Here is a 12,932-nt window from a genome sequence, read left to right as displayed (position 1 = left end):
GTCACGGCGTACGGCAGCGGGCCGGCCCGGCCCGCTGCCAAGCACGGAAGGGGGGACGAACCGTGACCGAGGTAACGAAAGCCGTCGCCGTGGTCGACCTCGGCCTGCGCGCCTGCACGGCGTACGACCGGCCCGACGCCGCCGCCCGGCTGACCGCCGCCCGCAACGCCCTGGCCGACCCCGTTCTGCACGTCGTCGTGGCGGGAGAGTTCAAACAGGGCAAGAGTTCCCTGGTCAACGCCCTGGTCGGAGCGGCCGTCTGCACGGTCGACGACGACGTCGCCACGGCCGTGCCGACCTATGTGCGGCACGGCGACAAACCCGAGGCCAGCCTGCTCGTCGAGGCTCTGACGGCCGGGACCGAACCGCCCCGCCGCGAGACGATCCCGCTGACCGACGTCCGCCGCTACGTCGTCGAGGGCGGCGACACCGGCGGCCCGGGCGACCGGGTGGCCGGCGTCGAGGTCCGCATCCCCCGCAAGATCCTCGCCGGCGGCCTGGTGCTGGTGGACACCCCCGGCGTGGGCGGCCTGGCCTCACCGCACGCCGCCGCCAGCCTCGCCGCGGTCTCGATGGCCGACGCGGTCATCTTCGTGACCGGTGCCGCGCAGGAGCTCACCCGCAGCGAGGTCGACTTCCTCCAGCGGGCACGCACCCTGTGCCCGGTGGTGGCCTGCGTCATCACCAAGACCGATTTCTACCCCGCCTGGCGACGGATCCGCGAACTCAACGAGCAGCACCTCGCCGAGCACTGCCCGGTACCGCTGATGTCGGTGTCGTCGTCCCTGCGTACCCATGCCGTCAAGGCCAACGACACCGGCCTGAACGCCGAGTCCGGCTTCACCCACCTGGTCAAGTTCCTCACCGACCAGATCGGCGGCTCGGCGGCCGACCGGCTCGCCGCCGACGCCGCCGCTGAGGTGCTCGCCCTCTGCGACCAGCTCGACGCCCACTTCCAGGCCGAACGGACGGCCCTGGCCGACCCGGAGGCCGCCCGGCGGGTGGTGCAGGAGCTGACGCTGGTGAAGGCCCGCGCGGAGGCACTCAAGAGCACCGCGGCCAAGTGGAACCAGACGCTCAACGACGGCGTCACCGACCTCACCTCCGACATCGACCACGACCTGCGTACCCGGGTGCGCACGGTGATCGCCGAGGCGGACGCCGCGATCGACGAGGCCGACCCGGCCGACACCTGGCCCGAGATGGAGCCGTGGCTGCAGTCCCGGATGGCCGACGAACTGCTGGCCAACTACGAACTGCTGCGCCGCCGGGCCAACGAGCTCAGCGAACGCGTCGGCAACCACTTCCACGAGGCTTCGACAGCACTGATGAGCCGCACGGCCGTCCGTGACCCCGCCCCGCTCGCCACCGTGGCCGACTTCCAGCACAAGATCGACCTGGAGCGGATGCGGGTCGGCAAGCAGGCGATGGTCGCGCTGAAGAACGCGTACGGCGGTGCGCTCATGTTCATCATCCTGGGCAGCCTGGTCGGCGTCTCGCTCGGCCCGATCGGCATCGGCATCGGCCTGGTGATGGGCCATCGCGGCCTGCGCGAGGAGAAGAAACGCCACGTGCAGCGGCGCCGCGCCGAGGCACGCAACGCCATCCGCCGATACTGCGACGAGGTCAGCTTCGTGGCCGGCAAGGACTCCCGGGACACCCTGCGCCGGGTCCAGCGCCAGCTGCGCGACCACTACAGCCGCCTCGCCGAGGAGCTCAACCGCTCGAACGCGCAGGCCCTGGCCGGCGCCACCGAGGCCGCCAAACGCACCCAGCAGGAGCGCGAGACCCGGCTCAAGGACGTCGACTCCGAACTGGCCCGGGTACGCCAGCTCCGGCAACGCGCACAGGCGGTGATCGAATGACCCTGCTCGACCGCACCCGCGCCGTACTCGACCAGGCCATCGAGGTCTACGACGGCAGCGACCACGCCCGCCGGCTGGTCACGGTCCGCGAGCGCCTCGACGCGCCGCTGCGGGTCGCCGTCGCCGGCCGGGTCAAGGCCGGCAAGTCCACCCTGCTCAACGCCCTGATCGGCGAGCGGCTGGCACCCACCGACGCGGGGGAGTGCACCCGCATCGTCACCTGGTACGAGGACGGGCACACCTATCAGGTCCGGGCCACGCCGAAACAGGGCGCGGCCCGCTCACTGCGGTTCACCCGCGACGACGGCGTCATCGACATCGACCTCGGCGGGCTCTCTCCGGCCGAGATCGCCCAGCTCACCGTGACCTGGCCCGCGCAGGCGCTGCGTACGGTCACCCTGATCGACACCCCCGGCATCGGCTCGCTGTCCGAGCAGCCCGGCCGGCACACCTGGGGCCTGCTCGTGCCGGACGACGAGGAGACGCCCGCCGACGCGGTCGTCTACCTGCTGCGGCACCTGCACACCGGCGACGTCGAGTTCCTGCGGGCGTTCCACGACAACGAGGTGTCCCGGCCCAGCCCGGTCAACGCGATCGGCGTGCTGTCGCGCGCCGACGAGATCGGTGTGGGCCGGCTCGACTCGATGGCCTCGGCGCGCCGGATCGCCGCCCGGCTGGGCACCGACACCAACGTGCGGCGGCTGGTGCAGTCGGTCGTACCGGTGGCCGGTCTGCTCGCGGAGACCGCCGTCACGCTCACCGAGACCGAGGTCGCCCAGCTGCGCCGGATCGCCGGCCTGCCGGTCCGGCAGGCCGGGGAACTGCTGCTTTCCGCGGATCGCTTCGTGAGCGCCATGCCCGAGCTCGGCCTGACCAACCTGGAGCGTGAGGCCTTGCTGGCCCGCTTCGGCCTTTTCGGGGTTCGCCTGACCAGCACACTTCTGCGCCGGGAAGTCGCCACCACCGCCACCGACCTGTCCCGCGAACTCGCCGAGCGCAGCGGGCTGACCGGCCTGCGCGAGATCATCGGCTCGCTGTTCCTCGAACGGCGTGACGTGCTCAAGAGCCGGTCGGCGCTGCTCGCCCTGGCCGAGACCACCCGTGCCTGCGTCCGGCCGGGCAGTGAGGCGGTCGCCGCCGCCGTCGAGGAGATCATGGCCTCGGCGCACCCGTTCAACGAGCTGCGTGTGCTGTCCAGCCTGCGGGCCGGCTGGATCACCGGCAAGGCCGACGTGGTGACCGATCTGGAACATCTGATCGGCGGCTCGGGCAGTTCGGCCGGCGACCGGCTCCAGCTCGCGCCGGACGCGAGCGCCGCCGAGCTGGCCGAGGCCGCGACACAGGCGCTGGCCCGCTGGCAGCGCCGCGCGGAGCACCCGATGACCTCGTACGAGATGGCGGTGGCCGCCCGGGTGGCCGTTCGCTCCTGCGAGGGCCTGCTCGCCGGACTGGGGCAGCGGCGATGACACGCCCGGCCCGCTCAGCCCAGCGGCTCCAGATCAGGCTCGTCGTCGTCATCGTCCGCGTCCCCGTCGTCCACGGTGGCCTCCACCGGGCTGTCCATGACGGCGTCCGGGGCTTCCGAAGGCTCGGCCGGCCAGTCCAGATCGGCCGGGTCGGCCGGGTCTTCCTCGAGCCCGTCGTCCTCCACCACGGGGAGGGGCGCGGCCTCGGCGCCCGTGCCGAAGTCGAGGCCGGGACCCGGGTCGAATCCGGCGTCGTCCGCCCCGTCGTTGAACTCGCCGGCCGGTGCGAGGTCGTCGAAGCCGTCCGCCACCTCACCGACCGGAGCCGTCGTGAGCAGATCGAGCGCACCGTGCTCACCGGGCTCACCGTCCGGCTCCTGCGCACCGACCACGCTGTGTGCCGACACGTACGGCGCCAGATGCTCGGCCACCTCGACCGGAGCGGTGTCCGCGTAGCTGACCACCGCCTCGGCGACCAGCTCGTCCGGCAGGGCGGGATGACCCGCGTCGCGCAGCACCTCGGCCGGGTCACCGGCGGTGCCGGCGAGGTCGGCGAACACGTCGCGGAGAGGTCGGGCGGAATCCATGCCACCACCTTAGGAGCGCCGGGCCCCGGCCCGTCTCGGGGAAACCCCCCGCAGTGCCCCCTGTTACGACGACAACCTACGGAGCGACCCCGATGTACGCACTCGGCATAGACCTGGGCACCACCTTCACCGCCGTGGCCACCTGGCGTGACGGCCACGCCGAAATCGTCCCGCTCGGCAGCCGCAGCGCCGCCATACCGACGGTGGTGCTGCTGCGCGACGACGAGACCTTCCTGACCGGCGAGGCCGCCAACCGGCGCGGGCTGACCGAACCGCACCGCGTGGCCCGCGAGTTCAAGCGCCGGATGGGCGACACCACACCGATCCTGCTCGGCGGCGTACCGCAGTCGGCGGAGGCGCTCGCCTCCCGGATGCTGCGCGCCGTCGCCGAACAGGTGACCAGCCGCGAGGGCGGACCACCGACGGCGACCTGTGTCTCGTACCCCGCGAACTGGGGACCGTACAAGACGGATCTGATGCGGCAAGCCGTACAGATGGCCGATCTTCCCGGTCCGGTGACCTACACGACCGAGCCCGAGGCCGCCGCGGTCAGCTACGCCCAGCAGCAGCGCATCGAAACCGGCGCCATCGTCGCGGTCTACGACCTCGGCGGCGGCACCTTCGACGCCGCGGTGCTCCGCAAGACCGCCACCGGCTTCGACATCCTCGGCCGCCCCGAGGGCATCGAACGCCTCGGCGGCATCGACTTCGACGCGGCCGTCTTCAACCACGTCCGGGCCGCCGCCGGCGGCAAACTCGCCGAGCTCGACGAGGACGACTCCGCCGCGATCGCCGCTGTCGCCCGGCTGCGCGAGGAGTGCGTCACCGCCAAGGAGGCGCTCTCCTCGGACACCGACACGTCCATCCCGGTGCTGCTGCCCAACCTGGTCACCGAGGTACGCCTGACCCGCTCCGAACTCGAGGCCATGGTCCGCCCGGCCCTCTACGGCTCCGTCGAGGCACTGACCCGCGCGATCCGCTCCGCCGACTGCACCCCCGACCAGCTGCACTCCATCCTGCTGGTCGGCGGCTCGTCCCGGATGCCCATCGTGGCCCAGATGGTCAGCTCCGAGTTCGGCCGGCCGGTCGCTGTCGACGCACACCCCAAGCACGCGGTCGCCCTCGGCGCCGCCTGGCTGGCCGTCGGCGCGAAGGCGAGCACCACGCCGGCGACCGGTCGCGCCACCCTGCCGCTCCCTGCCGCTCCCACTACAGTTCCTCCCCCGCCGGTCCGCTCCACGCCCCGGCCGGCACCGCCCACACCGGCCATGACAGGTGTGGCATCCGTACCGCCTTCCTCGCCGCCGCCCTCGTTGCCGCCGCCGGCCCGGCCGGCTCAGGCACCGCGCCCGCCGTCCGCCGCACCCCGACGCAAGCGCCGCCTGCTGACCGGCGCCGGGCTGGCCGCCGCCGTGATCCTCGCCGCCGCCGGCGTCGCCTACGCGCAGTACGGCCGCGACGACGACGGCCAGGAGCTGACCAGCACCGGCGCCGGCACCAACGCCGCCGCCTCACCCACCGTGAGCACCGGCCCGCCCGAGGACGAACTCTGTACCGACGAGATCAAGAGCAACCGCCGCTGGGTCTGTCTCACCTCAGCGGTCATCGCCAACGGCAAGATCAAAATCAACTACGAGGTGGACTTCGCGGGATCGGCGCCCGACATCAGCGGCGGCTACCACCTGCACATCTGGGGCGGCGACGGCACCTACCCGCCGGACCACGCGATGGGCTCCCACGCACCCAAGAGCCAGCGGGGCGAGTGGTACGTCGAGGACCGGCGGCCGTCGATCCTGGACACCGACGACGACCGCTTCGTCAGGGCGATCGGGGACGCCCCGAAGGTGTGCGCCCGGATCGCCCTCGCCGGTCACGGGCTGGTGGCCGACAACAACGCCACCTACAAGACCGGCAACTGCGTACCGATCACCCGCAAGTGACCGCCTGATCGGCTGTCCCGCCGGGGCCGTTCGTGCTACGTCGTTTCTCGTATTCCGGCGGGCTGGTCACCGTCGGAGCATGGCAGGCGTGGCCAGTGTGCAGATGTTCCGCGTCCATCTCAAGACGGCGTACCTCGACCTCGAGATCCGGGAGGTCCTGCAGTCGCCACCGACAGTGCTGCTCGGGGTGTCGGACGACGCCGGCACCACGCTCGGCCAGCTGGCCCTGAAGACGGTCTACGACCTGGCCCTGGCCGCCTCCTTCCGGGACGCCGTCCGCGTGGTGGAGGCAGCCACCGACCCGGAGACGATCCTGGCCAAGCACGGCACACCGCCGACCGACCTGATCGTCCTGCCCAACCCGGCGCCACCGCTGGCCGACCTGCCCTCCCTGCCCGCGCCGAGCCTCGTCGCGGTGCCCGACGCCATGACCGCCACGCTGCTCACCACCATGGCGGTCACGTCGATCCGGGACCTGGCGCAGTGGCCGCCCTACCTGGCCGCGGTCGGCATCCTCACCGAGGCGCTGGCACCCGACCGCGGCAAACGCTACGACGACGACGCACCCAGCGACCTGATCGCGCGCTCCGGTGAGTTCGCCGCCCATCAGGTCCGCTACACCAGCACGGTGCTCATCGAGAGCAACCCGTCGTCGCAGCAGCAGTGGAACGGCGGCCTCATCGACGTCACGTCGCTCGACCAGGCCGGCTTCGACGGTGTCGCGTACGGCGCGGTGCTGCACTACACCCAGGGCTGGGTTCCGCGGGCGGTGGCACTCGGCCAGCTACTGCACAGCCTGCCGCTCGGCCCGGGGGAGAGCACCCGGCTCACCGTCGTGGACTGGCTGCGCCGGGTCGCCGCGTCGACCGAGGAGGAGGTCGCGCAGGCCGAGCAGATGGCGAACGCACTGAGCAACTCGACGGCCATCGCCGAGGTGACCCGTGCCGTCGCGCGCGAGTTCCAGGCGGGTGACTCGGTGGCCACCTCCGCGTCGGTGACCACCAGCGCGTCCACGCCGGGGATCCTGAACCTGCTCGGCGGCCAGGCATCGGCGGGTTTCAGCGCGGGCACGGCCGCCACCTACTCGACGTCCACCGGGCAGCGGTCGGTCAGCGCGTCGGCGCTGCAGAGCATCACCGCCCGTACCCAGCAGAACGCCGCGCTCTCGCGGACCCGCCGGGCGGCCATCGTCAGCGAGGTCAGCGAGAACGACACCGAGACGATCAACACGCGGGTCGTCGTCAACAACAACCACATGCACGCCCTCTCCGTGCAGTACTACGAGGTTGTACAGATGTGGGAGGCCACGACCCGCCTGGAACGGGTCGAGCGCTGCGTCTTCATACCGATGCGGCTGGTCAACTTCCGCAACGAACAGGTCGTCCGCCGCTACCTGAACATCCTGATCGACGCCGCGCTGGACCGGCCGACCCAGGAACTGCTCTCCCGGCTGCGGCACACCGTGGTCCTCGAGTTCGCGTTCGACCGGTTCGCCGGCGCCGGCCTGGCGCAGATCCAGGCGGACGCGAACGCCCCGCTGCCCACCTCCGACCCGACCGGACTGCTCGCCGCGCTGGCCGCCGCCGCCGACAAGCGGGTCCGGATCCGGCAGCTGCGCGAGCGGATCGCCGCGTGGCGGCGCGGCCTGTCCGGCGCGATCGACGAAGCCGTCCGGTCCCGGCTGCTGGCCGGCGCCGACCGCAGCGGCCAGCGCTGGTACGAGCTGGACCGCGAGGCGTTCATCGAGAAGATCAGCTGGGAGACCGGCGAGATCGGCAGCGTCACGGTCCAGATGACCGACGGGTTCACGTCGGTCCTGACCGCACCGGCGGACCGCAACGACACGGCCCCCGTCCCGGTCGAGAAGAGGATCCGGATCGACCGGCTGGCCTCGGTGCAGGCCAAGCTGGCCCCGCTCGCCGGGGCGACGGCCTCCGACTACGGGATGGTCAGGCTGTGGCTGCTGATCAACCTGCGTGGCGCCCGGCGCTGGGTGGACGCCGGTTTCGTCGCGCCCCGCGGCCCCGAGACCACACTGACCGTGCTGCAGGCGCACCCACCGGTGGACGTCCGCGACGTCGCCGCGCGGCTGATGAGCGCGCAACTGCACTACAGCCAGGCGATTTGGATGAACGCCGACCGGCAGTCGCTGATCATGCAGCTCACGCCGTACACCTGCGCGGTTGACGGTGTCGACGTCCGGGTGGTCGAGTGGATCGACCCGGTGCCGATCACCGTGGCCGGCAACTACGTCGCCTTCCCGTTCACCTACGAACGCGACAAGGCGTGGATGGCGTGGAAGCGGCGGGAGCGGGCCGAAGCCGTACCCAATGTGTCCCTGATCCCGCTGCCCACCGGCGGTGTCTTCGCCGAAGCCGTGCTGGGCGAGTTCAACTCCGCCGAGCGGCTCGACCTGACCCGTTTCTGGAAGTGGCAGGAGTCGCCGATCCCCAACCTGGCGCCCGACATCGCGCCCGCCCAGCAGGGACGGCAGACGAGAATCGGTGCGCCGGCCGTCACCGGCCTGCCCGCCTCGCCGCTGAGCATCCAGGAACCACTCGCACTGCCGGCCACCCTCGGCAACAGCGAGACGCTGCTCAAGACGCTCATGGTGTCCAAGCTGTTCAACGACATGAGCGGCATCGAGATCACCCGTGGCCTGCTCAAGGCGAGCCTCGAGGCGTCCCGCGACGGCAACGCCGCCGTGCAGCAACAGGCCAACGACACGCTCAAGGCGATCACCGGGGCGTTCGGCAAGCTGCTGCAGTCGGGCACCGACGGCGGCGAGAACCTCACCAAGACGGCCAAGGGCCTGGGCTCCCTGTTCAACCTCAACGACAAGGGCGACAAGGAGCAGCCGGGCGGTATCGATCCCGGCATCATCGCCCCCAAGTCCAACGGCAACGGGACGCAGATCGCCAACTACGCCGGATCGGCGATCGACATCGGCACCGCCGTCAACGGCGGCACCGCGCTCGACGGGCTGGTCGCCGGCGGCGGCGCCGACGCGCTGGCCGCGATCGGCGGCGAGATCGGTCCCATCCTCGAAGCCCTCGGCCCGGCCGCGGCTGCCCTGCTCGTCTGACTCCGGGAGACAGTGCGATGGGATACCAGATCTACGTCAAGTCGCAGTACCAAGCGCTGAACATCGGGGATGTCCTGCGTGGCGCGCCGACCGTACTGCTCGGTGTGGGTGACCCGGCCGTTGCCGCGCTGTCCGGGATCGGCATCAAGACCGTGTTCGACCTGTCCGTCTCGGCGGTGTTCGACGACGCCGCCCGGCTGGTCGCCTCGGCCGGCAACCCGCGGTCGGTGCTGCGCCGCTTCGGTCGCGGGCCGGCCTCGCTGATCGACGACGGCGCGCTGCTGATCGACACCTCGGAGCTGCCGTACGCCGGGATCGTGCAACTCGCCGGTGTGGACGCGGCCGCCGCCACCGCGCTCGAACAGGCGCTCGCGGTGACCACGATCCGCGACCTCGCGCTCTGGCCGCCGTTCCTGGCCGCCAAGTCGATCACGCTGGAGGCGTACAACCCCGATCTGGGGCTGGAGATCGATCCCGAGGCGCCGGTCGAGCTGATCCCGCGCAGCGGGGAGTTCGGCACCGAACGCCACCTCTACTCCACCCTGGTGATGTTCCCCGGCGAGTTCGCGATGCCGGCGAAGAGCCTCGACGGTGTGCTCTTCGACATGACCACCAACCAGGCGCCCGGGTTCGACACCGTCCGCTACGGCGCCCGCCTGTCCTACGCGCACACCTGGAACCCGATCGCGGTGGCCAAGGGGCACCTGCTGCACAGCCTGCCGCTGGCGCCCGGTGAGAGCACCAGCGTCGCGGTCATCGACTGGACCAGCAAGTCGTCCGCCGCCACCAACCAGTCGCTGTCCGAGTCCGAGCGGCTCAACAGCAGCAACGACCGCGCCCGGACCGTGTCGCAGATCGCCGAGAGCGTGGCGCGTGAGGTCACCCGGGGCGGCTCGGTCACCGCCACCGAGTCGACCTCGGTGGCCGGTGGGGTCGGCGGCATCCTCGGGTTCCTCGGCGGCTCGGTGTCGGGGGCGGCCAACCAGCAGACCGCGGTCACCCACACGGTGTCCACCGGTGAACGCAACATCGCCACGAACCTGCAGGAGAACATCCGCGACGCCACCCAGCAGGCGTCGTCGTCGCTGCGCAACCAGCGGGCCGCCTCGGTCAGCGAGGTGAACCAGGCACAGTCGGAGCACCTGTCCACCCGGTCGGTCACCAACTACAACCACATGCACGCGCTCACCGTGCAGTACTACGAGGTCGTCCAGATCTACGAGACCCAGACCCGGCTGCAGACCGCAGAGCGGTGCATCTTCCTGCCGATGCGCCCGATCGACTTCTCCGACGAGCGCAACATCCTGCGGTACCTGCCGATCCTCAAGGACGCGGCACTCGACGGCGCCACCCGCAGCCAGCTGGCCGAGCTGGAGGAACAGAGCGCCAGCGGATACGCACTCACCTTCACCCGGGACCGCCTGCCGGTGACCGTGGTGGGCGTACCCATCCCGTTCCCGCTCGCCCTGATCTACGGACCGGGCCTGCAGACACAGACGCGGGCACTGGCCCGCGACGGCTTCATCGTCTTCGGCGGTGACCTCAACAATTTCACCGTCGACTACCGGCTCCAGCTCGACGCGATCCGCTGGTCGCCGGTACGCGCCGGGCAGCCGGACACACCGATCATCGGAGTGTCCATCACGCTGGAGGACCAGACGGTCATCGAGGTCGGCCAGTCGGCCGCTCCCGGCGCCGACCCCGGTGACGTCGACCCCGTACTGAACAACGGCTCACCCCTGTCGTTCGGGCGGATCGCGCAGCTCAGCTTGAAGATCGACCCGAACTACACCCCCGGTCCGCTCGCGCCGGAGCACTTCATCGGACTCGAGCTGGCCGTCCGCCTCGGCTCCGACACCCGCTGGCTGAACTGCGGCTTCCTGATCGGCGACTCGGTCGGCGACCTGGCCGGCCCGCTGCTCGGCGTGACGGCCCCCGCGGCCCTGGCCGGACTCGGAGCGATACTCAACGAGGACCGGCTCTACTACAGCCGGCAGATCTGGCTGCACGAGGACCCGCAGGCCCGGATCATGCAGCTCGCGCCGTTCCAGCTCGACGTCGGCGGCGGCACCACGATCAACCTGGTCGACCATCTGTCACCGCAGCCGCTGGAGGTGGTCGGCAACTACCTCGTCTACCGCTTCACCTACGAGCAGGACCAGGAGTGGGAGACCTGGAGGAAGAAGTACGCCGACCGCAGTGTCGCCAGCGACGTGGACGTGGTTGCCGTACCCACCGGCGGGGTGGTGGCCGAGGCCGTGCTGGGCCGGGCCAACTCGGCCGAGAAACTCGACCTGACCCGGTTCTTCGACTGGGCCGACTCACCGCCGCCGGCGCCGCCGGCCATCCAGGCACTACAGGCCGGCACCCACACCGCGGCCGAGGCACCCGCGCTCGGCACGTTCGACACGCCGCTGGTGGCCATGCAGACGCCCGTCGCCCTGCCCGATCCGGTCGGGCTGTCCAGCGTCCTCGCCGCGATCACCACGAGCGACGCGTTCCGCAACATGAGCGGCCTCGCCGCGTCCGGCGACGCCGCCAACGAGGCCCTGGACGCCTCCGGCAAGGCCTCGATCGGCGCACTGCAGGCGGCCGGCACCGCGCTGGCCACCACCCTCGACGCGTTCGCGCAGGCGATGAGCGCCAAGAAACCCGAGGACAAGACGCTGTCCGAGGCCGGGGCGGCGGCCAACCAGAAAGCCGTCGCGACCAAGGCGGCCGCGGCGAACGGTGGATCGCCGGCCGACGCGGTCCGCGGCGGGCTGGTTCAGAAGGCCCTGGCCGACCTGGGCCTGGCCACCGACGCCGGTACGCCCGACGGCGGCACCGGCGGCGGCGCGGTCGACGGCGGTACCGCCGATGCCGCGGTGCTGAACTCCACGCTGGTGACCGAGCCGACCTTCGCCAACGTGCGCGGCTTCGTCACGCTGCTGCAACTGCTCTCCGACGGCGACCTGATCACCGCGATCATCAAGCGGTTCGCCACCCTCGACAAGAGCATCGATCCGCTGGTGAAGTACCGCGAGCTGATCCACGAGATCTCCGACAACAGCGCGGCACTGCAGAATCCGGCCCGGTTCCTGTACGCCGCCAGCTACATCAAGACCGGAGTGCTGCCGTCCGAGCTGAACTTCCCCGCCGTCGACGTCGCCGGGGTCCGGGCGGTCGCGCTGCGGCTCACCGCGGCAAGGGCACTGCCGGTAGCCCGTACGATCAACCGCGCTGCCACCGCGAGCGACGCGCTCACCGCGATCACCGGCGCCTGCGCCGCAGCCGACGTGGCCGACCTCAACCACGTCAGCTACATCATGGCCACCGCCCACCACGAGTCCGAGATGGGCGCCGGCCTCACCGAGAGGCACAACGGCCTGTCGACGGCGACCGTCTTCACCGCCGACGAGTACTTCTTCGAATCCGGCCCCGGCAAGGCCAGCTACAACGGCGTGAACGGCAACGTCAAGGCCGGCGACCGGCTCAAGGCGGACAACGTGATCCAGTCGCAGGCCGACGTGCAGGCGTGGAACAGCCAGGTGTACCCGGCCGCCCAGCCGGTGGCGACAAAGGTCGCGGCGCGCCGCTGCGACTTCTTCACCTACATCGGCCGGGGCTACGTGCACGTCACCGGCCGGGCCGTCTACGCCGCGTTCAGCAAGAAACACGCGTTCGGCAACATCGACTTCGTGGCCGAGCCGGCCCGGATGACGCAGCCGTCCATCGCCTCGTCGGTCATCGTCCGTGGCATGCGGGACGGGCTGTTCGTACCGACGAAGAAGCTGGCCGACTACGAGGTGGCCCTCGGGTTCGACGCGACCCGCGCCCGGCAGATCGTCAACGCCGACCAGCGCGGCCCGGCCGTCCGCGACATCGCCAAGAAGTACAAGGCAGCTCTGGTCTTCTTCCCGAAACTCGACGAATCCGCCTCGATCATCTGACGCCGCGCCGGTCGGATGCCTGACTCGGACAGGTATCCGACGGCCACCGGCCCGGCC

The 12,932-nt window shown here is 71.2% G+C and carries 6 protein-coding genes; 5 read left to right on the top strand and 1 reads right to left on the bottom strand.

Annotation, left to right across the window (positions count from 1 at the left end):
• The first annotated feature begins 62 nt into the window (after positions 1–62).
• Positions 63–1,865 carry a dynamin family protein gene (locus tag ACFQV6_RS10915; protein ID WP_378027279.1) on the top strand — a complete coding sequence of 601 codons (1,803 nt, stop codon included), beginning with the start codon at positions 63–65 and terminating at the stop codon, positions 1,863–1,865.
• Positions 1,862–3,331, top strand: a complete 1,470-nt coding sequence (locus ACFQV6_RS10910) for a dynamin family protein (protein WP_378027278.1) — start codon at positions 1,862–1,864, stop codon at positions 3,329–3,331. The genes ACFQV6_RS10915 and ACFQV6_RS10910 overlap by 4 nt, the downstream gene beginning before the upstream one ends.
• A gap of 14 nt (positions 3,332–3,345) precedes the next feature.
• On the opposite strand, the gene ACFQV6_RS10905 is transcribed toward ACFQV6_RS10910, so the two are convergent.
• Positions 3,346–3,918, bottom strand: coding sequence for a hypothetical protein (locus ACFQV6_RS10905; protein WP_378027277.1), 573 nt, complete (start codon positions 3,916–3,918; stop codon positions 3,346–3,348).
• A gap of 92 nt (positions 3,919–4,010) precedes the next feature.
• Between ACFQV6_RS10905 and ACFQV6_RS10900 the strand changes: the two genes are divergently transcribed.
• The 3 genes from ACFQV6_RS10900 (at position 4,011) to ACFQV6_RS10890 (ending at position 12,875) form a co-directional block, all read left to right on the top strand.
• Positions 4,011–5,858 (top strand): Hsp70 family protein, encoded by a 1,848-nt coding sequence (locus ACFQV6_RS10900; RefSeq protein WP_378027276.1) that lies wholly within the window; start codon positions 4,011–4,013, stop codon positions 5,856–5,858.
• 79 nt (positions 5,859–5,937) lie between these two features.
• Positions 5,938–8,943, top strand: a complete 3,006-nt coding sequence (locus tag ACFQV6_RS10895; protein WP_378027275.1) for a hypothetical protein — start codon at positions 5,938–5,940, stop codon at positions 8,941–8,943.
• 17 nt (positions 8,944–8,960) lie between these two features.
• Positions 8,961–12,875 carry a hypothetical protein gene (locus ACFQV6_RS10890; RefSeq protein WP_378027274.1) on the top strand — a complete coding sequence of 1,305 codons (3,915 nt, stop codon included), beginning with the start codon at positions 8,961–8,963 and terminating at the stop codon, positions 12,873–12,875.
• Positions 12,876–12,932: the final 57 nt, after the last annotated feature.

Source organism: Actinoplanes sp. GCM10030250 (assembly GCF_042666575.1).
Lineage (GTDB): Bacteria > Actinomycetota > Actinomycetes > Mycobacteriales > Micromonosporaceae > Actinoplanes.
This window is presented reverse-complemented; position numbering and strand designations above follow the sequence as displayed.